The 25,283-nt window shown below is 47.8% G+C and carries 20 protein-coding genes; 13 read left to right on the top strand and 7 right to left on the bottom strand.

Going from position 1 to position 25,283, the window contains the following annotated elements; translation table 11 throughout:
- Positions 1–24: 24 nt before the first annotated feature.
- The 7 genes from E0698_RS04695 to E0698_RS04665 all read right to left on the bottom strand — a co-directional run bounded on the left by E0698_RS04695 (position 25) and on the right by E0698_RS04665 (position 7,167).
- Positions 25–675: a 4Fe-4S dicluster domain-containing protein gene (locus tag E0698_RS04695; protein ID WP_192510788.1), complete on the bottom strand. Its 651-nt coding sequence runs from the start codon at positions 673–675 to the stop codon at positions 25–27.
- The gene (gene fdhF / locus E0698_RS04690; protein WP_192510787.1) at positions 672–2,834 is read right to left on the bottom strand and encodes a formate dehydrogenase subunit alpha; all 2,163 of its coding nucleotides are present in this window, start codon (positions 2,832–2,834) and stop codon (positions 672–674) included. Before fdhF ends, E0698_RS04695 begins: the two co-directional genes overlap by 4 nt.
- 128 nt (positions 2,835–2,962) lie before the next feature.
- Positions 2,963–3,445: a DUF2294 domain-containing protein gene (locus E0698_RS04685; protein WP_238353859.1), complete on the bottom strand. Its 483-nt coding sequence runs from the start codon at positions 3,443–3,445 to the stop codon at positions 2,963–2,965.
- A 232-nt stretch (positions 3,446–3,677) separates the two neighbouring features.
- On the bottom strand, positions 3,678–4,058 hold the full coding sequence (locus E0698_RS04680) for a VOC family protein (RefSeq protein WP_044647562.1): 381 nt from the start codon (positions 4,056–4,058) through the stop codon (positions 3,678–3,680).
- Positions 4,059–4,209: 151 nt separating this feature from the next.
- Complete coding sequence (locus E0698_RS04675) at positions 4,210–4,596, bottom strand: MerR family transcriptional regulator (protein ID WP_192510786.1); 387 nt, start codon at positions 4,594–4,596, stop codon at positions 4,210–4,212.
- A 98-nt stretch (positions 4,597–4,694) separates the two neighbouring features.
- Positions 4,695–5,675, bottom strand: coding sequence for an aldo/keto reductase (locus E0698_RS04670; protein ID WP_192510785.1), 981 nt, complete (start codon positions 5,673–5,675; stop codon positions 4,695–4,697).
- A gap of 490 nt (positions 5,676–6,165) precedes the next feature.
- A complete protein-coding gene (locus E0698_RS04665; protein WP_192510784.1) occupies positions 6,166–7,167 on the bottom strand; it encodes a copper amine oxidase N-terminal domain-containing protein in 1,002 nt (333 codons plus the stop codon).
- 330 nt (positions 7,168–7,497) lie between these two features.
- On the opposite strand from E0698_RS04665, the gene leuC reads away from it, so the two are divergent.
- From leuC to E0698_RS04600, 13 genes are all read left to right on the top strand, one after another.
- On the top strand, positions 7,498–8,922 hold the full coding sequence (gene leuC, locus E0698_RS04660) for a 3-isopropylmalate dehydratase large subunit (protein WP_192510783.1): 1,425 nt from the start codon (positions 7,498–7,500) through the stop codon (positions 8,920–8,922).
- Positions 8,923–8,943: 21 nt separating this feature from the next.
- Positions 8,944–9,546 (top strand): 3-isopropylmalate dehydratase small subunit, encoded by a 603-nt coding sequence (leuD, locus tag E0698_RS04655; protein ID WP_025683287.1) that lies wholly within the window; start codon positions 8,944–8,946, stop codon positions 9,544–9,546.
- A 225-nt stretch (positions 9,547–9,771) separates the two neighbouring features.
- Positions 9,772–11,349, top strand: coding sequence for an N-acetylmuramoyl-L-alanine amidase family protein (locus E0698_RS04650; RefSeq protein ID WP_192510782.1), 1,578 nt, complete (start codon positions 9,772–9,774; stop codon positions 11,347–11,349).
- Positions 11,350–11,662: 313 nt separating this feature from the next.
- Positions 11,663–13,162 (top strand): N-acetylmuramoyl-L-alanine amidase family protein, encoded by a 1,500-nt coding sequence (locus tag E0698_RS04645; protein WP_192510781.1) that lies wholly within the window; start codon positions 11,663–11,665, stop codon positions 13,160–13,162.
- A 45-nt stretch (positions 13,163–13,207) separates the two neighbouring features.
- Positions 13,208–13,858, top strand: coding sequence for a GerMN domain-containing protein (locus tag E0698_RS04640; RefSeq protein ID WP_134913994.1), 651 nt, complete (start codon positions 13,208–13,210; stop codon positions 13,856–13,858).
- 211 nt (positions 13,859–14,069) lie between these two features.
- On the top strand, positions 14,070–14,744 hold the full coding sequence (gene nth, locus E0698_RS04635; protein WP_025683283.1) for an endonuclease III: 675 nt from the start codon (positions 14,070–14,072) through the stop codon (positions 14,742–14,744).
- A 57-nt stretch (positions 14,745–14,801) separates the two neighbouring features.
- Positions 14,802–15,074, top strand: coding sequence for a hypothetical protein (locus E0698_RS04630; protein ID WP_014282011.1), 273 nt, complete (start codon positions 14,802–14,804; stop codon positions 15,072–15,074).
- 102 nt (positions 15,075–15,176) lie between these two features.
- The gene (locus tag E0698_RS04625; RefSeq protein WP_025683281.1) at positions 15,177–15,722 is read left to right on the top strand and encodes a glutathione peroxidase; all 546 of its coding nucleotides are present in this window, start codon (positions 15,177–15,179) and stop codon (positions 15,720–15,722) included.
- 191 nt (positions 15,723–15,913) lie between these two features.
- Positions 15,914–19,597, top strand: a complete 3,684-nt coding sequence (locus tag E0698_RS04620; RefSeq protein WP_192510780.1) for a dynamin family protein — start codon at positions 15,914–15,916, stop codon at positions 19,595–19,597.
- Positions 19,598–19,863: 266 nt separating this feature from the next.
- On the top strand, positions 19,864–21,639 hold the full coding sequence (locus tag E0698_RS04615; protein WP_192510779.1) for an ABC transporter ATP-binding protein: 1,776 nt from the start codon (positions 19,864–19,866) through the stop codon (positions 21,637–21,639).
- Positions 21,636–23,474 (top strand): ABC transporter ATP-binding protein, encoded by a 1,839-nt coding sequence (locus tag E0698_RS04610; protein WP_192510778.1) that lies wholly within the window; start codon positions 21,636–21,638, stop codon positions 23,472–23,474. The genes E0698_RS04615 and E0698_RS04610 overlap by 4 nt, the downstream gene beginning before the upstream one ends.
- Positions 23,475–23,603: 129 nt before the next feature.
- Positions 23,604–24,788, top strand: coding sequence for a formate-dependent phosphoribosylglycinamide formyltransferase (gene purT / locus E0698_RS04605; RefSeq protein ID WP_192510777.1), 1,185 nt, complete (start codon positions 23,604–23,606; stop codon positions 24,786–24,788).
- Positions 24,781–25,242 carry a GNAT family N-acetyltransferase gene (locus tag E0698_RS04600; RefSeq protein ID WP_044647579.1) on the top strand — a complete coding sequence of 154 codons (462 nt, stop codon included), beginning with the start codon at positions 24,781–24,783 and terminating at the stop codon, positions 25,240–25,242. Before purT ends, E0698_RS04600 begins: the two co-directional genes overlap by 8 nt.
- Positions 25,243–25,283 lie beyond the last annotated feature (41 nt).

Below are 25,283 nucleotides of genomic sequence, written 5' to 3'. Positions count from 1 at the left end.
ACCTTTCTGCGGCTGATTTTGGCCTTACAGGCGAGGGAAGAAGACTTCCCGCCGACGCTCGGGAAGCGGATCGGACTCGACTATAGCCAGCCGTAGGACATCGTTTGGACAGGCTTCTACACATGCAGGCTGTCCTCCGTTTGTGTCTGCGCAGAGGTCGCATTTGCCCGCCGCGGTCCGGGGGAGAGCCTTGTGAGCGGCACGGTCGGTCAAGCCGGGTTGCGTCATGACTCGTCCTTCCCGGTAGACGGTAGATACCTCAATGGCCCCGAAGGGACAGGCCAATACACAAGAGGTACAGCCGATGCACAGTTCCTCATCAATCATGACCACACCGTTCTCCTGCCGAATGGCCTGAACCGGACAGGCATGTGCGCAGGGTGCATTCTCACAATGCCGGCATTGCACAGGCACATATGTGCTTCCGCTACGCACCACATACACCTTGGGCACTACCGGCACGTTGACAGTACCAATAGAAGCGCCCACGTTGTTACTCTGTCCGTGGACGGCAAAGCAGGCCAGCTCGCACGCTTTGCAGCCGATGCAGTGTCTGGCATCTGCGACTACAAAGGAAGAAGCGACAGCGTTTGTTCTACTGGCTGCTCCCATTCTACTCGTCAAAGCTGACCGGGTATTTGCCGAACTGTGCAGCATGTTCCGCGTGCCGCTCATCTCGTCACCCTATCAGCTAAAACGGCTTCCTGGACGTTCATCTGTTTACGAATCCGTTGGTAAGATTCATGTACATCACGTTCGGCCTGCGCTTGGTCGGCGATCCGTTCCAGCCGGATGGCGCAGTATTTTAATTCCGGTGTTTTGGACACCGGATCAAGAAAATCGGCGGTCAGCTCGTTACATGCTCCAACCCACCAGTGATAGGTCATGTAGGTCGCACCTTGTTGCACACGGTCACTGATTTGTGCCCGTGCCATGATGCGTCCCCGACGGGAGGATATGGCAACAATCTCGCCATCCAGAATGTTCAGATCTGCTCCGTCTTCCGGGCTAATCTGAATAAAGCCAGGCTCATCAGACAGTTGGCGTAGCGCACGGCAATTGCCAGTCATGGTACGCACGGAGTAATGGCCTACCTCACGTACTGTAGATAAGACAAGCGGGAATTTCTCATCCGGCTGTTCTTGCGGTGGACGCCATTCGCAGGCGAATAATCGGCCTTTGCCACTAGGTGTAGAAAATTGATTCCCTTTGTACAAATACGGTGTACCTGGGTGATCCTCTGTAGGGCAGGGCCATTGCACGCCGCCTTGATCTTCCATTTTTTGGTAGCTTGCACCAGCGAATAACGGGCAGAGGCTTCGCATTTCATCCCAAATTTCCTCTGTGTTTGCATAGGACATAGGGTAGCCCATAGCGGTAGCAACCTCGCTAATAATGGCCCAGTCCGGCTTTACGTCACCTTGCGGCTCGACCGCTTTGCGAATGCGCTGAAAGCCGCGGTCTGCCGAGGAATACACACCATCATGCTCGCCCCAGGAGGTAGAAGGGAGGATGACATCGGCGTGCAGCGCCGTTTTATTCATGAAAATATCCTGCACCACGACAAATTCCAATTGGTCTAGCGCTTCACGTAACTCGGCGGCGTTCGGATCACTTTGTACAGGGTCCTCGCCGAAAATATAATAAGCTTTCAGTTTGTTCTCCTTCAGGACGAGGTGTGGCACCTCCGTAAGGGGATATCCTTTTTTACGCGGCAGCTCAACACCGTATGCTTTTTCAAACTTTTTGCGAACCGCGCTATCCGTTACATCCTGATAACCAGGATATACATTCGGCAATGCGCCCATGTCGCAGGAGCCCTGGACATTGTTTTGCCCCCGCACAGGCCCAATCCCCACATTCGGCTTGCCCAGATTTCCGGTCAACAGTGCAAGAGAGGCGAGTCCCTTTACCACGTCAACGGCCTGTGAAAATTGACATACGCCCATTCCATACAGAATTGTAGCGGTAGGGGCCTTTGCATATTCCCTCATAGCTGCTCGAATGTCAGCCGCCTTGACCCCCGTAATGCCTTCTGCATATTCGGGCGTATATTTTTTAATGCTTTCTACGTATTCGGCAAAGCCTTCTGTGTTTGCTTCCACATATCGTTTGTCGTACAGTCCTTCATGTACAAGCACATGACCAAAAGCATTCACCAAAGCCATGTTCGAACCGCCTTTTAGAGGTAGCCACATATCTGAAATGCGTCCAGTTTCAGTCATGCGCGGATCGCATACAATAATTTTGGCACCTCTTTGCTTGGCAGCTACAATGCGTCTTGCGACGATCGGATGTGTTTCGGGTGCATTATACCCAAACACGAAAATAAGATCAGAGTGTTCAATTTCAGGAATTGAGTTGGACATGGCCCCGTCCCCGAGTGAGTATGTCAAACCAGCCACAGAAGGGCCATGGCATACACGAGCGCAATGGTCAATATTGTTCGTGCCAATGACTGCCCGCATGAACTTTTGCATGACATAGTTGGCCTCGTTTCCCGGACCGCGTGCGGAGCCTGTTCCCATAATGGAATCGGGTCCGTATTTTTCCTTGATTGCTAAAAGGCGTTCAGCGGTATACTGGATGGCTTCTTCCCATTCTACTTCCTCCATAACCCCATTTTTGCGAATCAGGGGCTTGCGCAAGCGTGCAGTCAGAATTTGTGGGTCATTCAGAAAATCCCATCCATAGTGTCCTTTCAGACACAGTGTTCCTTCATTTGTACGACCACCAGCCGGCTCTGCGCCAATTACCTGTCCCTTGTCTACCAGCAAATGAAGCTGGCAACCGCTTCCGCAGTAGGGACATACGGTCAATACCTTGTCTGCCATGTGTGCAGCACCTCTTTTTATATGAAATAGATGAAACTCGTAACATAAAAAAAGCCAATACAAAAATGCCGCTTTACGCTGCATCCTGTACTGGCTTATCCGCGAGCGAGGAGACAAGCTCCTTCCCACTAATCCAACCGGTGTATGTGTTGTAGTTCAAGAGTAATGATAATTTGTCCGTCTCCATGGACGGAGGGGCAGACCTCCCAGGTGTAAGTGAAGGGACTGCCGAGTGTTTTTTCCGCTTCGCTCATAAACTCCTTTTCCAGATAAGGACGAAGAACGCTCCAATATTCCCTGACCTTGTCCTCGGCCCCTTCATGAACGAGAATTTCAGACAGGTTGGACAAGGTTCCTCGAATTTCTACCGTAATCCGGAGCGGCGACTCCAGTGAGACCTTGACGTTGTCCGGTCCTTTTCCCCGGTAATGCTTGACAATACAGACGGCCAGCTTTCTGATGCGCTCACGGTATTCCCATTCGGTATTCAACATCTGGACAACTCCGCTTCGAATCAAAATAAAAGCGTGCTTGCCGCACATGCCAGACAGCCTGTGTAGCTGATTTGCAGCAGAACGCACCCGTCCCGCCCAAGATGGTCTGCCTAGCACGGCGTATCACCCTTCTATGGTAGAACAGGTTGACCCGGAAAGATGTGAAATTAATTACACTGAGCCAGAATTTTACATAGATGAGGTTGGAGTGGACCAGATTGGCGGTTAGTGAGGTCAATCGAATGATTTTAGTTTGCGGCCAGCATATATGAAAAAGCCCTCTTAAACGGAGGGCTTTTACTCTTTTATAAAGGGGGATGATTGATCGTTATCCCATTTTTATCGTAATTTACTTTTTTTCCATTACAGCAAAGTAATTTTCTTCATTATCTGCAAAGTTAAATACTCTGCCTGAAGGCATATTTACAATTTCTCCGACTTTGACATTTTTATTGGATAAGTCGCCATGTAACTGATCGAGATTTTCCGAAAAAAACATTAAAGAAGGTGTACCGAGATTTAATTCAGGTGACATTTTAGCAACGAATTCCTTATTATGGAGAATGATACTTGTTTCTGCACCCTTTTCAGGAGCAATTTCAATCCATCTCATTCCTTGACCATTATTTTCTTCAGAAATTACATTAAATCCTACTTTTCCTGTCCAAAAATCCAGTGACTCATCTTGGTTATTTACATACAACATAATTTGACCGACTTTACTAATCATTGATTTTTCACTCCTTTGTATAAGTAATTACCCAACTCGATGATCCTAATCCTTACTATAGGTACAAGTTTCTTTACTGAACCAGACGCCAATATTACTACTGTAGACAGACCTGACTTATGGAATGATTTTCACATGGTCATTCAAAAGACTAATTTTGCGGTCTATTTAGTGTTTTTTCTTTTTCAACTATTGTCTGTTCATATCTTGCAATTTTATAATCCATGCGTTCCAACACGTTCTTCATGTCTTCCATTCTTGTTTTGAGCTGCTTACGTTGCTTGATTAGGAGTTCTTTTCTAGCATCCATGGTTTCATCACCCTGTTGAAACAACCCAACATACTCAATCAAAATTTCAACTGGAAGACCTACGGCTCGCATACATTTGATGTATTCAACCCACCTGCAGTCTTCTTCCGTATAATCCCTGATTCCGCTTTTATTGCGGTTCACACGTGGAATAAGTCCGATGCGTTCATAATAGCGGAGTGTATCCTGTGATAGATCAAATTTTTTACTTACTTCTGCTATCAACATGCAGATTTCACCTCCCGATTTTCGCACAAGAACGCCCCAAGTAAATGGATAGGGCGTCCTTGTCGTTTCTTATATCAAAACGGTCATCGCATCAAAATTTACTGAGCGCCAATTACCGGATGAGGAACATATGGATCTTCCAGCAACGCAATTTCTTCAGGTGTTAACGTAATCGAGAGCGCAGCTATCGCTTCTTCGAGATGAGACGTTTTCGTAGCACCGATAATGGGAGCTGTTACTGGTTCTTTCTGCAGCAACCAGGCAAGTGCAATTTGGACACGGGGAACTCCACGTTGTTCTGCGATTGCCGCAACCTGATCCACGATCAATCGATCGGTATGTGCAGTCGCATCATATTTAGATTTCGCAACTTGATCGGTTTCGGAACGATGTGTTGTTTCCTGCGCATTACGCGTCAATCTTCCTCCTGCAAGAGGGCTGTATGGAACCACACCGATTTTTTCTTCCTTACAAAGCGGCAGCATCTCCCTCTCTTCTTCACGATATAAGAGGTTTAAATGATTCTGCATCGATACAAACCGGGTCCATCCATTTTTCTCAGCTACATGTAACGCTTTCAGAAACTGCCATGCGTACATGGCAGAAGCACCAATATATCTTGCCTTCCCGGCCTTCACCACATCATGTAATGCTTCCATTGTCTCTTCGATGGGAGTATTATAATCCCAGCGGTGAATTTGGTACAGATCCACATAATCTGTTCCCAGTCTCTTAAGGCTCTTATCTATTTCACTCATGATTGCCTTTCGGGAAAGTCCCGCACCGTTGGGACCTTGATGCATACGGAAATGAACCTTCGTCGCGAGGACAATTTCATCTCGATTCGCATAATCCTTTAAAGCCCGCCCAACAATTTCCTCGCTTGTTCCGTCTGAATATACATTCGCAGTATCAAAAAAATTGATACCAAGCTCCAGGGCTTTTTTTATAATTGGACGACTGCGTTCTTCATCAAGTATCCATGGATGAATCCACCGCTCTGCAACACCAAAGCCCATACAGCCAAGACAAAGCCGAGATACATCCAAGCCGGTATTTCCAAGTTTCACATATTCCATTTGTTTGTTCCTCGCTTTCCTAGATATTGTTTCATTCAAATGCAGTTTACTCTGATTACCCTCCACCTATTTACATCCGATATTATTGCATTTGGAGTTAACTCCAAGTCAAGCGATTTTTTTACTACGCAGTGCATCAAAAATCGGCCGAATCTGTTGACAATATGATCTACGAACCCAGAGGTTAACATCATCGTGTATAGAGTAATGTTTTTGTCAAATACGGGGTATTGGGGAATAGGAAGTGGAATTGTCGATGAATATAGCTGGGTGATTTTAAATATGTTAGATACTGTGATAATAACCAGGGAGCTGGACCACGGGTAAGTCGTCAGTTAGATAGTAAGCTGATGGGACAAAAGTAGGGTTCATAGTGAAATAGTAAAAAGCTCTGCTGACCTTAAAGGGCCGGCAGAGCTTATAGCGATCTTCAAAGCACTCGATAAAATCAATTACACTGTCGTGTTGATTCTCTGAAAAAAGTCTAATATTATCTTTGGGATACCAAAATATCTAATTGAGGATATTCAGAATGCATACTTTTGTACAATCGAATATAATAAGAATTTCGACCGACATTGTAGTAATCGGTTAATGAGAGATTACCTAAAGACAGGTCTTCCGCCCATTTACTCTGATCTTTTCCTCGTGGTCGCTCCGTTTCAACTGGTGTACCGTATGCCAATTGCATTTTAGAACTAATTTTAAAGAATCGATCTATATAGTTTTGCATGTTACTAAATTTTTCAGGAAATACAATCTGGCCGTCATACAGTTTAGTGTTGTTCTTATCCTTCCCAGTTAGGATATAAGTGTAAACTGCTTTGTACCCGTTGTATTCACCTTTGTAGTCCAAATAAGTATAGTACATATTACTCATGCCGTAATCATCCAATTCAGTGACAGCATTGATGAGAGGCAGTGTCTCGGATCTTTTAATTTGCTGAACTGTCATACCCCATACAGCATTTCTAAAATCTTTCCCTTGCAATTCTGGGGGGATACTTTGGTTTTTACTCGGTGCAGCTCCAATCCAGGCGTACTGTTCTGTTGGGTTACTGCCAAATGGTTTCCCGAGCGCTTGCGAAATTGCCCGCAGAGGAAGGTAAGTTACTCCATTGTATGATTTAGAGCTAATAGGCATACGAATTTCTTTTCCGTTGATATACATATTTTTAGCACCAATTACAAAGGTAATCGAATTATTCGAATTTGTTATTTTTACACGATCAGGAATATCGGGATCTACAGCAGTTGTATAGCCTAATTTTTTTAACAACGGGACAACTGGAACCATAAGGGTGTTACTTTCAATGCGAGGGGCAAATTGAAGTGTCACAATCTTTCCATCCAAAAAAATACGATAATTCGACGGATTTGCATGAATTGTTGGAATCGTTCCAAAATAGACAACAAAAATTAACAATAAGGTAAGTAGGCGCTTCATAATAATCTCCTCTTTTAATATTTCAGGACTTTGCAAAATCCTCATTTTACAAGTAGTCTATCAGACCTAGGAATATTTTTCTATCTGTAAATTTATTAAACAGAACATATGTTCTGTTTATGATTTGTACACGTTGTTACCTCAATAAACACAAGCAGATGTGAAGTAAAGCTGTCTCGTTGGGAAATGTTCATGGCATATTTATACCAATATCTATCCCATGTTGCCTTAACCCGCCTTATAGCCTTAACCTATCACTTCTATAGATATCATATCTTGGATCAATCAAGCATGCCGTGGTATATTGTTGACATCCAAGAGAAAGCCGTACAGCCTTCTCTACACTAGGTTCGAAAAACACAGGGGTGAATTATGATGAGCAAAAAGACCATGTTCGAGAAAATTTGGGATAACCATGTCATCTATCAGGAAGAGGGAAAGCCGAGTATTTTGTACATTGACCTTCATCTAGTACATGAGGTGACCTCGCCGCAGGCGTTTGAGGGGCTTCGTCTTAGCGGACGCAAGGTGCGTCGTCCAGAGCTTACGTTTGCGACAATGGATCATAACGTGCCGACAAAGGATCGCTACAATATTACGGACCCGATTTCCAAGCAGCAGATTGATACGTTGACTCAAAATTGTCGTGATTTCGGTGTCACACTGTATGATCTGGATACGATTGATCAAGGTGTCGTTCACGTTATGGGACCAGAGCTTGGTCTGACTCATCCGGGGAAAACAATCGTTTGTGGTGACAGCCATACTTCCACGCATGGCGCGTTCGGAGCACTCGCTTTTGGTATTGGAACCAGCGAAGTAGAGCATGTCATGGCAACCCAATGTCTCCAGCAAGCCAAAGCAAAAACGATGGAAGTCCGATTTGTAGGACGCCGTAAACCGGGTGTGACAGCGAAGGATATGATTTTGGGCGTTATCGCCAAATACGGCACGGATTTCGCTACTGGTTATGTTATTGAGTATACAGGTGAATCTATCCGCGAATTGAGCATGGAAGAGCGCATGACCGTGTGCAACATGTCCATTGAAGGCGGAGCCAGAGCCGGTATGATCGCACCGGACGAAACAACCTTCAACTACTTGCGTGGACGTGAACATGTAGCGCAAGGATCTGCTTTTGAGCAGGCGGTTGCCGAGTGGAAAGAACTCGTAACAGATGAGGGCGCTGAGTTTGACGTTGTGCTGGAGTTTGATGTAGATTCTCTTATTCCGCAAGTAACCTGGGGTACTAGCCCGGGCATGGGTACAAATATTTCCGCTACTGTACCGATTCCGGCAGAATTGCCAACAGAGAATGAACGCAAAGCTGCTGAAAAAGCACTTGAATATATGGATTTGAAGCCAGGCACACCGATCACAGATATTGCTATTGATTATGTATTTATTGGCTCGTGTACCAACGGGCGGATTGAAGATTTGCGCGCTGCGGCCGAGGTAGCCAAGGGCTACCAGGTATCCGACAGGGTAACGGCAATCGTCGTACCAGGCTCAGGTCGTGTGAAAATTCAGGCCGAGGAAGAAGGATTGGACGTCATTTTCAAGGAAGCAGGATTTGAGTGGCGTGAAGCGGGATGCAGTATGTGCCTTGCAATGAATCCGGATGTACTTCAACCGGGACAGCGCTGTGCGTCGACCTCGAACCGTAACTTTGAAGGACGTCAGGGGCGTGGAGGACGGACTCACCTCGTATCTCCGGCAATGGCAGCCGCTGCGGCGATTCATGGACATTTTGTCGATGTGCGTGACTGGAAGTTCAAGCAGGAAGCAGTAGTCCAATAGGATACGGAGGAGGAATTTACAATGGAAGCATTCACAACTTTAAAAGGGATTGTAGCACCTGTGGATCGGGTGAACGTAGATACAGATGCTATTATCCCCAAGCAGTTTTTGAAACGAATTGAGCGCACAGGGTTTGGACAGTTTCTGTTTTACGAGTGGCGCTTTGATGAAGCGGGAAATATAAATCCTGAATTTGAACCGAACAAGCCTCGCTATGCAGGGGCATCTGTTCTGATCTCCCGTGCCAACTTTGGCTGTGGCTCCTCACGTGAGCATGCGCCGTGGGCGATCATGGATTATGGATTCCGTTGCGTAATCGCACCGTCTTATGCGGATATCTTTTATAATAACTGTTTTAAAAATGGTATTTTGCCGATCAAGCTGTCTGAGGAGCAGGTAGAGGATTTGTTCCAGCGCACGGCAAAGAATGATAACTACCAATTGAACGTAGACCTGGACGCAAAAACAGTTACCGACGATTATGGTCTGCATATTGATTTTGATCTGGATGAGCATCGCCGTCAATTTTTGCTGCAAGGTCTGGATGACATTGGCCTGACGCTCCAGCATGAGTCGGAAATTCTGGCTTATGAACAGAAGCGTGCTGCGAAGCAAGGCGCATAATTCCAGCTCAGTATGAGTTTGTAGCGATAAAGTGAACTGGTTTGTTGGACAAAAAGCCCGTACTGGCAATTCTTTTGCCTGCGGGCTTTTGTCATGTTCATAAGATAAATTGGTAAATAAGGGGTTGACGGTTCGACTCAGCATGGTATGGTAAATGTAAAATGGCTGAGGGACTATGCCTATGCAGTAGCACAAAAAATACATATCTAAGTTAGGGGAATGAGGATGAAGAAATATGGTTGGTTGATACTGGTGGCTATTCTAATTGGGTTGTGGCCGTCCTCCTCTCATGTGAATGCGGCTGGAGCAGATTTGTTTTTAGATGGAAAAAGGATAGAAGCGCCCGCAGATGCCAAGCCTGAGATGGTCAATGGAAAAGTCATGGTTCCGCTGCGAGTGGTTGGTGAACAGCTTGGATATCAATTTAAATGGGAACCACAAGCCTATAAAATCTCAATCCAAAAAAACAGCACGGATATGTCCATGTATGTGGGCCGTACATCGGCTGATGTGAATGGAAAAACGGTCAATTTGGATGCACCTCCTGTGCTGCGTGGCAACTCCACCATGGTTCCGTTACGTTTTGTCGGGGAGCAAATGGGGCTGAAGGTAGATTGGAATAATAAAAATAAATCCGTGAATCTCAGTCAGAAAGTGGCAACTCAGCAGATAGACAAACAGTCTACATCCCAAAAATCATCACAAACGCAGGTGCAGAACACAAGCACACCAAAACCACCTACGCCAACAACGACGACTACAAATCTTGCTGGATCAGACAAGCTTACACAGGATGCATTCTCATCATCCAAGCAGCAGGATACAGAACAGCTAAAAGCAAATACACTACTGGTACAAAACATTACCTTTCAAGATGAAGCATTACAGATTTCATTGAACAGAGATGTAACGCCCAAAGTGACCAAAATGACGGGACCTGACCGCATTGTTGTGGATCTGGCAGAAGCGGCGCTGACGTCGGAGCTTTCTCAGCAATTTCCGGTTCGTAGCGATGGATTACGAGTGCTGACGAATATTGACAGCGGGGATGTGCAGGAAGTCAGGTTTGCCCCCGCCGATGGACAAAAGGGCGGCGTCCGTATTGTAATTGCTTTAAACCAGGTACGTGATTACGAGCTTTCAACTAACAGCACAGGTGAAATCACACTCCAATTGCGTGAACGCAGTGTTGATCAGGCTGTGACACCAACCAACAGCGGCGGACGGAAAATAGTCGTCATTGATCCAGGGCATGGTGGCAGAGATCCTGGAGCAGGCAGTATCACTGGAAGACACGAAAAGGAGTTTGCACTGGCTGTAGGGTTAAAGGTCAAGCAGCTCTTGCAAAACGATCCTGATATTCAGGTAGTCATGACCCGCGATGGAGATACGTATCCTACGCTGGATGAACGCCCCCAGCTAGCAAACGAACAGCAGGCAAGCGTGTTTGTTTCGATCCATGGAAACAGTATGCTGGCCTCCAATAAAGGAAAAGCCAACGGTTCTGAAACCTACTATGCACGTCAGGAAAGTCTGGGATTGGCAACAACGATGCATAAGCATCTTGTAGCAGCTACCGGATTTAAGGATAACGGGATTAAGGTGGCGAATCATATCGTGACGAGAAAGGCCCAAATGCCAGCCGTGTTGCTGGAATGCGGCTACCTTAGCAATCTGTCTGATGAAGCGGCCATGTTCTCGGAAGAAACACAGGAAAGGATTGCGGAAGGGATTGTGGACGGTCTAAAGGAATATCTGGGGACTGTGACGGTCAACGACACGAGTGATTCTATCAACTCATAATTTTGAAAATTTTAAATGAGATCGTATGAAACTCACCAAAAAGCTGTTTTTCATCCCTAGCTATGTTTAGGGAGGAAGCAGCTTTTTTTTGTAATCGGGCAATGACTTTAGCCGCAAAGCGAATGAACTATATGTTTAGCTAAAATTCGACAAAACTAGTTCTTTGGCACGTATATTTCTGTTATGATGGAATATATTCGCAACTTTTGGTGTGGAATAACGTCTAAAAGGTTGTCTGATATTACATAAGCGCGTATATCAGGTCGCCGCACCGGAGCATGTGGCAAAAAAATTATGAATGGAAGGGTGACGAATGAAGAAATTTGGTTTTTTGTTGTTATTATTTGTCTTCATGTGGGCGGTTCCGGGTTATGGACATGCGGCTTCGAGTGGAACACAAATCTATCTCGATGATCAACAGTTAAGTGTCCCGAGCGGTGCTAAGGCACAAGTAATTAGTGGAAATACAATGGTTCCGCTACGCGTAATTTCTGAAAATTTAGGTTATGACGTGACATGGAAGCAGCAGGCGCGAACCATAACGATTGAGAAGGACAGTACCTCGATCCGAATGATAATCGGAAGCAAGACGGCGACTGTCAATGGAAGCGACATTAGTCTGGATGCTTCGCCTCTGCTGCGTTCCAATTATGCCCTTGTACCGCTTCGCTTTATCGGCGAGCAAATGGGACTGGACGTAAAATGGGACAGTAGCTCCAAGTCCGTAAAATTATATACCCGCAGCAGCGGGTCGGGAAACGGGGAATTTACTCCTCCAAAATCCGGGAATAGCAGCATAGATACAGGAAGTGTAACTGTACCAACGAATAATGCCAGTTCAGGTGTAATGCAGGTGCAGGGGATCAGTTTCAGTCAAAACCGCTTAACCATTACGACTACGGGTGCGGTAAAACCAAAAGCGTTTACAATGACAACCCCTGATCGGGTGGTTGTGGATTTGCCGGCTACTGCGTTTGCTGACAACTTTGGGGATCAGCAAAAACTGGACAGCAACTTGAATGGTTCACTGGATATTCAGGATGAAGCGGATGTATCCAGTATCCGCTATGCTTTATTCCAAAAGGAACCTTCAACGGTTCGCGTTGTGATTGATCTGAAGCATGCCATGAATTACACCGCATACAATGACGGCTCGAATCGTGTAATCGTCGATCTGGCATCGAAGGATTCAGTTAATACAACACCTGACTCTACTTTACCAGATAGCTCACAGCCGGATGATACACAGAACTCACCAGTTAATAGCAATGGCAAAAAAGTCGTTGTTATTGATGCCGGTCATGGAGCGAAGGATTCCGGAGCCGTTGGGATTTCGAGAAAAAATTACGAAAAGACCTTCAACTTGGCTATGGCTCTGAAAGTAGAAAGCATTTTGAAGCAGAACCCTAAACTTGAGGTTGTGTTGACACGCAGCGATGATACGTTTTTGGAGCTTAAACAGCGCGTAAAAGTGGCTGAAAATCTCAATGCCAACGTATTCGTGTCCATTCACGCCAACAGCAGCGGCAGCTCGGCTTCCAACGGTACAGAGACGTATTACCAGCGTAGTGCAAGCAAAGCGTTCGCCAACGTCATGCATAAGTACTTTGCTCCAGCGACAGGTTTGACAGACCGGGGCATCCGTTATGGCAATTTCCATGTCATTCGGGAAACGACGATGCCTGCTGTTTTGCTTGAGGTAGGATATCTCAGTAATGCGAAAGAGGAAGCCACACTGTTTGATGAAGATTTCCAAAACCGGGTAGCTCAAGGGATTGCAGATGGCATCACAGAGTATCTTGGTGTAAAATAAATCTTCAACAAATCGCTTGCCAACGTCAAGCAAGGAGGGGGACATATGAACAAGAAAATCGTAATCGCAGGTCTGCTGGCAATGTTTGCTATTGCAGGTGCAGGTTGCGCCTCCAAGCAGACAGCCGCTCCTGCGGCTCCATCTCAGGAAGCAAAAACGTCTGCGGCGCAAAATAGCACGCCAGAACAAACGGCCCCTGATTCATCGACTCAGACTGTTGAGAGTAACGGAGCGAGTCAAACACCTGCATCCTCGTCAACGGAGCCTACAAACACCAAGACGAATACGGAAAAAACAGGAGACCGCCAATCTCAGCAGATTACGGTGTACTACACCGATACACAAGAGACAGGCTTGAAGGAACAGAAAAAGGAAATTACCTACCCAAGCGAGCTGGAAAAATTCCAAAAGACGTTTGAAGCTCTGCAAAAAAGTGGGGATTCTGCTTTGATACCGTTATGGTCCGACAAAATTTCCGTGCACAAGATCAAATTGGACAATGGAGCTTTGACGTTTGATATTTCCCTGCCGGACGAGGCCCGTCTGGGTGCTGGCGGCGAGGAATTGGCTATCGACGCTTTGAAGAAAACGATGTTCCAGTTCAAGGAAGTCAAAACGCTGGATTTGCTCGTAGATGGTCAATCCCTGGAATCCTTAATGGGACATGTAGACCTGGATCATCCGATGAACCGTTAACAGATCAGATTGTATGAAAAATTCTTGGGAATTACACACTTTTCACGTGCAATCTGTGACAGTTAATGATAATATAGGAGTGTATTTCTCGCCTATGCAGGCAGTCATGCACAAATAGTATTCGTTTCTTTCCGGATGATTATTTAGAGTGACCGTCTTGATGCGGGCTATCCCGTATCAAGACGTTTTTTTTGGTAGGAGGTAGGATTCCGTGAATGCAGCAACCGCACGTCATATATTGGACACCATCGGTACAATGTTTCCGGATGCCCATTGTGAGCTGAACCATGATAATGCTTTTGAATTAACGATTGCTGTGTTATTGTCCGCTCAATGCTCCGATCAGATGGTGAATAAAGTAACGGCAGACCTGTTTCAAAAATACAAGACACCCGAGGATTATTTGGCTGTTCCCATTGAAGAGCTGGAGCAGGATATCCGCAGAATCGGCTTGTACCGAAACAAGGCTAAGCATATTCATAACCTGTGCCGTATATTGATAGACCAGTACGGGGGAGAAATACCGTCTGAGCATGATGAGTTGGTCAAGCTTCCCGGTGTTGGGCGCAAGACGGCTAATGTCGTTGTGTCCACCGCTTTTAATGTACCTGCCATTGCGGTAGATACGCATGTAGAGCGTGTTTCCAAACGACTCGGCTTTGCGGGATGGGACGATTCAGTGCTTGAGGTTGAAAAAAAGCTGATGAAAAGGGTGCCAAGGGACGAATGGTCCTTGACCCATCACAGAATCATTTTTTTCGGTCGCTACCACTGTAAAGCCCAAAATCCTCAATGTCAGGTATGTCCGTTGCTCGATGTATGCAGGGAAGGCAAGAAACGTATGAAAACGTCCCGGATCAGGAAAGATAAGGAACGTAGAGCTTAAAGACCCGACAGAGATTACGAGGGTTTAACCATTTAAGTGTAGAAAAGGATGAAGAGTATGAAATGCATTTCGGTATATACAGACAATTTTGAGGCTTTCTCCGATATTTTTGAACAAATCGTAACATCGGAGTTTGCTGAAAACGAAGAACGCGAGCTTGAAGGAATTACGGTTAGCCATTCTGGTGATGTACCCGAGCATTATCTGGAGCGTATGTCTCAGAAGCCGGAAGTAGTCGTAATGAAGGACAAATCCCGCGGAATTACGATTTTGCAGCATGGTCAAGTCTTTGAAATTTTGCTGCCAGTGCTTGAGACGGCAACCAATTAAGTTCAATTAGCGGACATGCTTGCATGGTCCGCCGAAGGCGGCTCGGCTGGTCTAACCAGCCTGGGGGCGCATGGTGTATAACTTACAGAGGAGTTATTCTTAATGAGCATTTATGATTATTCAGCCGTTGCAATGAACGGCAAGGAAATCGCCCTTAGTGATTTTAAAGATAAAGTGGTGTTGATTGTAAATACGGCCAGCCAATGCGGGTTTACATTCCAATATCAGGATTTGCAGCGTCTGTATGATCACTATAAGGATAGAGGTTTGGTAATTCTCGGTTTTCCGTGCAATCAGTTTGCCGATCAGGAGCCAGATTCCAATGACAGTGTGCATACATTTTGTACCTTGAATTATGGGGTCGCATTCCCGATGTTCCAAAAGGTGGATGTACGTGATAAGCAGGCTCACCCGTTGTTTACATATCTTGCTTCGTCGTTGCCCTTTGAGGGCTTTGATGAAACGCATTCGGTTGCCAAAATACTTATTCCTTTAATTCACGAGCGTCATCCTGAATACTTGGCGGGAGATTCGATCAAATGGAATTTTACGAAATTCCTGATTGATCGGAACGGGAAAGTGGTCAAACGCTTTGAAGCGACGACTGATCCTCTGGATATGGAAGAGGATATTGAAGCTTTATTATAATGACCGTTTTGGACAGAATGAAACGAACTATTTTTATGATTGATGAAAAGGCGGTTTCCCCAAAGTCATGCACTTGAGGGTAACGCCTTTTTTTTACAACTTTTTAATTGTGATGATTCTCACAGCGACTTAAGAATGCTACAATAAAGCTATTTGAGGCAGCTAAGAGACAAGGAGTGGAACTGTAGCTTATGATGCAAACGATTACAGGAGATACCGGGGAAGAATGGAATACGATAGAACGGCTGCGGGATTTTTTGCGCACAGCCGGGGATGGGGAAGGAGCAAAAGCTGTAGCTGAATTGCTGGAAAAGGCGGAAGCAGAGGAACTGACCATTGCATTTTGTGGACATTTTTCGGCTGGGAAGTCGAGTTTAATCAACAGTTTGTGCGGCAAAACAGTGCTGCCGTCCGGGCCGATTCCTACGAGTGCTAATGTGGTGTCCATCCGTTACGGACGTTCGAGAGCGCTCATTCATCCGGCCAAAACATTAGAAAACCCGGAGCCGGAGGTACTGGCAACCTCTCTGTTCGAGCTGGCTGAATATTGTAAAAATGGCGGAGCTTATGAATCGGTTCAGGTATGGGAGGATGTCCCGATGTTGGCTGGCGGAGGGGTATTGATGGATACGCCTGGTGTTGACTCTACGGACCACGGTCATGCGCTTGCGACACATTCAGCTTTACACTGGGCGGATATTGTTTTTTATGTGATGGATTATAACCATGTCCAATCGGAAAATAATTTGTCCTTTGCCAAAAGCCTGTCAGATTGGGGCAAGCCGTTATATTTGATTATTAACCAAATAGATAAGCATCGAGAGCGAGAGCTTTCATTTACACGTTATCGTAGTGAGGTGGAGGCCAGCTTTCATGCATGGCAGGTTAATTACACGGATATACTGTTCACCTCCTTGAAAGAGCAAAGTCATCCTTGGAACCAATGGAAAGGGCTGCCATTGCTGATTAAAGCACTGCTGGAGCGAAAAACAGAGCTATTGTTGTACAGTTTGGTTTCCTCAATGCGCCATTTGGCGGATCAACATGTGGAAGCTGTAAAGGCTGCTACGGAGGAGGAACTGAACACGTTGCTGGAAGAGGCAGGCGGGGAGGAAGCCATTTCGCGTCTGGATACGGAACTGGAAATCTTGCAGCAAGAGGACGAACACTGGCAAATGCTGCCGGAGCAGGAGCATAAACGGCTGCGGCAAGAGATGGATCATGTACTGGAGCATGCCCATTTGACACCTGCGGAGCTGCGTGAGGCGGCGGGCGAATATCTGGAGAGCCGCAGGCCGGGTTTCAAGACCGGGTTGTGGTTCGCCGGAGGAAAGACGGAGCGAGAGAAGGAAGTACGTTTGGAACGACTGACTGGTATGTTGGCTGATCAGGTAGAGGGGCAGTTGCTCCCCCACGTTCGAGAGCTGCTGCGTTCCTGGGGGGACGGGCATGGTTTGTGGTCGGCTGCGCTGGAGCAAGAGCTGGAGAAAATTCGTCCTATGACGGATCGACAATTGGTTGAGCAGACGGTGAAAGAAGCAGCGTTGTCGCCAGAGTATACGCTGAACTATTGCAAGGATTTGCGCAGCACCGTCACGGCAGATTGCCGCCGCAAGGCGCTGGCGCTGGCAGACCGCCTGCTGGCACAGTTGGCTGCGCAGGCCGAAGCTCGCCGCGCGGTTCTCGCATCCGCGCGCACCGAGCTGCTGGCGCAGGCGGACGCGGCAGGCCGTTACCGCGCCCGCCTAGGCGCATCGGCTGCGCACGCCACCGCGCTGCGCAGTCTGCTGCCGCAAGCTGCTGTGCCCGGCGCGTTGCCTCGCGCGGCAACGCCTGCGCCTGAGGCGGAAACCGTCGCTACGGCCGCCGCGGCTTCGGCCGGGCCAGCGGGCGCTGCGCGTACTGCCGCCGCTGGCGCAGGGGCCGCATCGGCGCAGCCGCTGGCGGGCACGGCGGTAGCACAGCCCGCCGCCGGAGGCCGCCGCACGCGGCTGGATGCAGCAGCGTCCCGGTTGGAGGCCGCCGCTGCATTAGTGAGTCCGTACCCTGCCATGCAGGCGGTGGTGCGGGATTTACACGCCCGCGCCGCTGCGCTGGAGGGCGGGCGGTTCACGCTGGCGCTGTTCGGAGCGTTCAGCGCCGGGAAGTCCAGCTTCGCCAACGCTTTGCTGGGCGAGGCGGTGTTGCCCGTATCGCCGCATCCGACGACAGCGGCGATTAACCGGATTATGGTGCCCGCAAGCCAGGAGCGCCATGCCACCGCTGACGTCCAAATGAAATCCGTGGACGCTTTGCGTGAAGACCTTAAATACTCGTTCCGTCTGCTAGGACTGGGAGAACCGGGTGTAGAAGGATGGCAGGATGCCGTACATGCGTTGTCGCCGGAAGGTATTCACCCTGCCGGACGGCCCCATTACAGCTTTTTGAAGGCCGCCGCAGCCGGGTGGGCAGAAGCTGAAAGCTTGCTGGGCCAGCAGCTTCAAGTAAATCTGGAGCAATATCGGGACTTTGTTGCCTCCGAGCATAAGTCATGCTTTGTAGAGCATATTGACCTTTATTATGACTGCCCTTTGACCCGTCAGGGGATCGTGCTGGTGGATACGCCCGGAGCGGATTCAGTAAATGCGCGCCACACAGGCGTAACCTTCAATTATATGAAGCATGCGGACGCTCTTGTATTTGTCACCTACTATAATCATGCGTTTACCCAGGGAGATCGTCAATTTTTGAATCAATTGGGTCGGGTGAAAGAGACGTTGGCGTTGGATCAGACCTTTTTTATCGTCAATGCAGCGGATCTCGCTTCGTCCGAAAATGAGCTACTATCCGTGACCAAACATGTGCAAGAGCAACTGCAAGCAAACGGGATTCGTAAGCCGCGTATTTATCCGCTGTCAAGTATGCTGGCGCTGGAAGCAGCCGAGCAGGGAGAGGCTTCGCTGCGTGCGGCTTCACGTTTTGATGCGTTTGAAAATGATTTTTCAGCATTCGCAGCCGAAGAACTGGCCGGATTGTCCATTGCGTCCGCCATGCAGGAGCTGGCGCGGCTGCGGAGCCGGATAGAGCAACACGCCGTCGATGCCAGGTATAGCGTGGAGGAACGCGAAGGGCGGTTGGAGCGATTAACCCATATCCGCGAAGAACTGGAGCAAACCCTCTTGAGTCTGTCTGACAGCAGCGGTGCAGCCGTGTTGTCTGGGGAAACCGATGAACTGCTGTTTCACGTACGCCAACGGCTTGCTTATCGGACTGGAGAGTTTATGGCGGAGGCGTTTCATCCGTCTGTCCTGCGGGAAGGCGTGGGCGATCTTCGCTCAGCCTTTGCATCCTGTGGCCGTGAACTAATGCGCCTGATCGAACTGGAGCTGTCACAGGAATTGCTGGCAACCACGCTCAGGCTGGAAAAAACGGGACAAAGCTTGGTACGCAAGGCTGTACAACGGTGCGTAGAGGATATGAACCATCAACTGGAAGGACTGGATTGCACGGTTCCTGAACCCCGAGAGTGGGCTGTTCCCGAACTGATTGAAAATTCCTTGCAGGAGTCCATCCATTGGAAGGAATATTGGAACAGCTTTAAAAATCCAAAGTTATTTTTTGAAGGAGCGGGTCGCGCGGGTCTGCAAACCAAGCTAGAGCCGGTGCTGCGCGAGCGAATCGGGGAAGCTGTAGAGCAACAGCGAGAACAACTATCCTCTTTTTACATTACGCTGGTGCAGGAGGAACAAACGTGGCAGACGGCTCTGCTTCGGGAGCAGATGTTGGAGGCGATTCGTGGTATGGAGCATGCACTTACGGGTGGTGAGCAGCCACAGGTTTGGGAAGAGCTTGCTAGCCGGATCGCCGCCTTGGAGAAGGAAGAATCTCTGAGATAAAGTATATAAATATGCACACAAGCATAGCTTTCATTAGGACACCGGGTTGCGGGACAACCCGGTGTTTTACGCATACTCCAAAAAGAAAGCAATACCGAGTAATTAGCCATATTCAATGATAAGGAAGCGATTTAATTTGTCTAATCACCCGCCAATTGCGAACCTGCCTGAAAACGGCCAGTTATCCACTTTGCCGCCTTGGAATGCGAATGGTAAACTTCACTAAGCCATATAACAACGTCGTGCAACTAATGGAGGGACTTGACATGGATGTGCTCAGGCAATTGCAGGGCTTTTTTCGTGAGAGGAGACATTATTTGTTTCTTTCCATTCTATGCCTTGCGATAGCGACGGCCCTGGGACTGGTGTATCCAAACCTGCTCCAAAGGCTAATTGATAACGCTATCATCCCCGGTGACTTCGGGAAAGTCCCGGCACTGGCTCTAACTGTGCTGGGAGTAGTGATCGTCAAAGGCTTTATGCAATTTTTACACGGGTTTTTTGGTGGACGGCTGGGTAACTATCTGGCATACCGACTCCGCAATGCTTGTTATGAAAAACTGCAATTTTTGTCCTTCAGATATTATGACACTGCCAAAACGGGCGATCTCATGTCCCGTTTGACGGGTGATCTGGAGGCGATTCGCAACTTCATCGGGTTTGGTTTTGCCCAAATCCTCAATGTGGTACTGATGGTCGTATTCGGATCTATGATGATGCTGTACATCAACTGGCAACTCACCCTCTTTACGATGATCAGCATGCCTTTGCTGCTCTTCGTCACGTTTAAGTTCGAATCCCGAATTCACCCCACCTTTCAGGAAATGCGGCTTGCGCTCAGCGCCTTGACGACAGCGGTGCAGGAAAATATAACAGGCGTGCGCACCGTCAAATCATTTGCCCGCGAATCATATGAGGTTGAAAAATTTTCAGTGCGAAATGAGCAGTACAAAAGTAATCAAATTCAAGCTGCTTCCCTGTGGAGCCGTTTCTTCCCCGCCATGGAGCTGATTGCTTCAGTCAGTGTGGTTCTTCTACTGGGCATGGGGGGCTATCTGGTTATTGAAAAGTCGCTGACCCTGGGTCAGCTTGTCGCTTTTTTTAGCTTAATTTGGTACATTATCGGCCCCATCTGGAACATTGGCTTTCATATCAATAACTATACGCAGTCCAAAGCTTCAGGTGAACGGGTCTTGGAGCTTCTGAATCAACCGGTGGATGTTACCGATGGAGCTGACGCGCTGACACTTGATGCTGATGAGGTAGAGGGTCATGTTACATTTGAACATGTCACTTTTGCTTACGGGAATAAGCTACCTGCTGTGGTTGACATTAACCTGGATGCGCCCCCGGGATCAGTTATCGGTATTTTGGGCGGAACGGGATCAGGTAAATCCACTATTATTCAACTGCTCATGCGAGCTTATAATGTGAACGCAGGCAGTATCAAGCTGGATGGAGCGGATATACGACATTTAAAAATCCGTGATTTACGTGCTCAAATTTCTTCTGTGTTTCAGGAAACGTTCCTGTTCTCATCATCCATTCGTAACAACATCGCCTATGGACTAAGCCATGTCAGCATGGATGACATTATACGTGTATCCAAGCTGGCTCAGGCACATGAATTTATTACCGAGCTGCCATTGGGTTATGACACTGTCGTCGGTGAACGGGGACTGGGGCTGTCCGGCGGGCAAAAACAACGGATTGCCATCGCACGGGCCTTACTCAAAAATCCGAAAATTCTGGTGCTTGATGATGCGACCAGCGCGGTCGATATGGAGACGGAACATGAAATCCAGACTGGTTTTCAGGAGGTTATGCGGGGACGGACGACCTTTATTATTGCTCACCGTATTTCTTCACTTCGTCATGCTAATGAAATTGTAGTGCTGGAGGAAGGGCGAATAGTTCAGCGAGGAACGCATGAAGAGCTCATTGCGACCCCAGGTCCATATCAGGATGTGTATCATATTCAATACGCCGACTACATAGCCCAAACTCCTGACGGTGTATCCGAAAGGCAGGTGAGACCATGAATGTACCCGCTGATAAAGCCAAACCGCTTCAAAAACCAATGAATGAGCGATTTGTGTACCAGGATGATGATATCATCGACAAACCGTTTAACTGGTCAGAATTCAAACGGTTGCTCGCATACATGAAGCCTTATGCCCGGCAGATCCTACCGATCCTTCTGGTCATGATGATTCTCGGTACCATCACCAAGCTGACCGTTCCCTATCTGATCAGTCTGGCCATTGACAAGGCGATTGCTCCTACATGGCCTGCACTGCCCAGTGTAAAATTACTGATGTTTATAACCGGAGCTGTGCTGTTGCTGTATTTGATTCAATGGGCAGCCAGCACGTATCGCATTAAATTCACCAATATTATCGGTCAACGTGTCATTTATGATCTGCGTGAGGATCTGTTTAAGCATATTCAGAAGCTTTCCTTCAACTTCTTTGATAAAAGACCGGCTGGCTCTGTCTTGGTACGCGTTACGAATGACATCAACTCACTTCAGGATCTATTTACGAATGGTGCGGTGAATGTCCTGATTGACTGCGTACAGCTCACTGGGATCATTGTCATTTTGCTACTGATTAACTGGAAACTTGGTCTGGCAGTGATTGTGACTGTTCCAATCATGTTTTTGATCTCTACCAAGCTGCGTGTGCGCATCCGTCGTGCCTGGCAGGAAGTACGTATGAAGAATTCCCGTATCAACTCCCATCTGAATGAGTCCATTCAGGGTATCCGTGTGACACAGGCGTACACGCAGGAGCAGGAAAACATGGCTTATTTCGATAATATGAACAGCTCCAGCAAACGGTCTTGGGATAAAGCATCGGCCATGAATCAGGTTTTTGGCCCGCTCATTGATATTACCGGAGGCTTGGGCACGCTTGTGCTGTTCTGGTTCGGGGCGCATCTGATTCAGACGGATCAACTTACGGTAGGTCTGCTAGTTGCGTTTGCCAACTATGTGGGGAACTTTTGGGACCCGATTAATCGACTGGGGCAAATGTACAACCAGTTGCTAGTTGCGATGGCTTCGTCGGAAAGAATTTTTGAGTTTATGGATGAACAGCCGAATATTGCGAATAAGTCGGGAGCCAAAGACCTGCCGTCCATTCGCGGCGATATTCATTTTGAAGAAGTTGTTTTTGAATATGAAAAGGGACGTCAGGCGCTTAAAGGCATTAATCTTTCTGTCGAGGCGGGTCAATCCATTGCGCTTGTCGGGCATACCGGATCTGGTAAAAGCACCATCATTAATCTGCTCAGCCGGTTTTATGACATTACATCAGGGCGACTTACGATTGACTGCCATGATGTGCGTGATGTAACGGTGGAGAGCTTGCGTAGTCAAATTAGCATCGTACTTCAGGATACGTTTATTTTTTCAGGTACGATTCGCGATAATATTCGATTCGGTCGCCTGGATGCAACGGATAAGGAAATTGAAGCGGCTGCGAAGGCAGTTAATGCTCATGAATTCATCGTTCATTTGCCGGGTGGTTATGAAACGGAGGTCGAGGAGCGGGGCGGTATGCTGTCTATGGGCCAGCGCCAACTGTTATCCTTTGCCCGCGCATTGCTCGCTAATCCGCGAATTCTTATTTTGGATGAAGCCACAGCGAGTATAGATACAGAAACAGAGTTGAAAATTCAGGAGGCTCTTCAGGTGCTGCTGGATGGCAGAACCTCCTTCATGGTTGCTCACCGTTTGTCCACGATTCGGAATGCCGATCATATCGTCGTGCTGGATCATGGGCAGATCCAAGAAAGTGGGAATCATGAACAATTGATGAAAAAACATGGAATTTATCGGGGGCTGGTGGAAGCACAGTTCAGATTTTTGTAAAAAAAAGATCAAAAAATCGCGGTTTTTGTAAATTTAAATGCGGAGCGCTATTGCAATCTTGGAGCTAAACCCTGAAAATAAAGATGAAAAGAGATCAGAGCAATATCGTCAGAGGGGGAAGAGTTCAAGATGTGGGGTGCTCCTTTTTCTGCCGGGGCTAAAAAGATGCTGCTGCTGGGTAGCGGCGAATTGGGAAAAGAAGTCATTATTGAAGCTCAGCGACTTGGCGTGGAATGCATTGCTGTAGACCGTTATGAACTGGCCCCAGCAATGCAGGTTGCCCATCGTTCTCATTGTTTGGATATGCAGGATGCTGAGGCGTTGAAGGCACTGATTCGCAAGGAAAAGCCCGACATAATTGTACCTGAAATCGAAGCTATTGCTACGGGTGCTTTGGAAGAATTGGAGCAAGAGGGATTTCACGTAGTTCCAACGGCCCGGGCCGCCCGTCTTACGATGGATCGGGAGGGTATTCGCAGACTTGCTGCCGAGAAGTTGCAACTTCCGACTGCCGCCTACCGCTTTGCAGATGATTTTGAGCAATTGCGGTCAGCGGTTCATGAGCTAGGCACACCATGCGTGGTCAAGCCCTTGATGAGTTCGTCGGGGAAAGGGCAGTCTGTATGCCGGATACCCGAAGACGCTGAATCCTGTTGGAATACGGCGCTGGAAGGCGCACGTGCCAAAACAACACGTGTCATTGTTGAAGCTTTTGTTCCGTTTGAGAGTGAAATTACGTTATTGACCATCAGATCAGTATCGGGTACGACTTTTTGCCCACCAATTGGCCATATTCAGAAGGATGGGGATTATGTCGAATCTTGGCAACCTCATGGCATGACGGACAAGCAGCTCTCGGACGCGCAGGACATTGCCCGTACGATTACGGATGAATTGGGTGGTTACGGATTGTTTGGCGTAGAGCTGTTTTTAACGGCTGATGGCGTCGTATTCAGTGAAGTATCCCCCCGTCCGCATGATACAGGAATGGTGACGATGATTACGCAGGATTTGTCGGAATTTGCGCTTCATGTGCGGGCCATTCTCGGATTTCCGATACCGTCGGTCACACTGCTAACCCCTGGGGCTTCGGCTACCTTGAAGGCAGAACGGGCTACACGAGATTTTGTAATCGGTGGTCTGCATGAAGCATTATTGCTACCCCGGACACAGGTGCGAGTGTTCGGGAAGCCTGAAACCAAGCCGGGACGCCGGATGGCTGTAGCGCTTAGCGCTGCGGGAGATGTGGAAACAGCACGGAAGACGGCCAAAGAAGCTGCCAATATGCTGAAAGTGGAGGTAAATCATGTCTAACAATGTGATGATTCCAGTACTGACAATTCGTTCCGTAGAGCTTGGCGATTGCGAAGCCGTAACAGGACTGCTAAGAGAAGTCGGATATCCGATGACTTGTGGTGTGATGAAAGAAGTTATGGGAACTACGCAGGAGGACTGTCAAGCGAATATGATGGTCGCAGAAATGGATGGTCGTGTTGTAGGCGTAATCGGCATGCATACGGCTCAAAGCCTGGCTTATCCTGATCCTGCCGTACAAATCACCATGCTGGTCGTGAGCAAGGAGTATCGCGGCGAGGGCATCGGCAAGCGCCTGGTGGCCTGTGGTGAGGAGTGGGGACGTGCGCAAGGAAGCTTCCATTTGTTCATTACCGGAGCGAATAACCGCATCAAACAAATAGAGGCCCAAGCATTCTACAACCGAATCGGCTTTGAAAAGCAAGGCTACCGTTTCAGCAAAAAGCTTAAATAAAAGTCCTGACAAGCCCGGATTATATTCAGAGCCTCATTAAC

Origin of the sequence: Paenibacillus sp. 23TSA30-6 (assembly GCF_014858585.1) — a bacterium.
In the GTDB taxonomy this organism is placed as follows: domain Bacteria; phylum Bacillota; class Bacilli; order Paenibacillales; family Paenibacillaceae; genus Paenibacillus.
The sequence above is the reverse complement of the archived record's forward strand: the minus strand, read 5'-3'. Positions and strand labels throughout refer to the sequence as shown.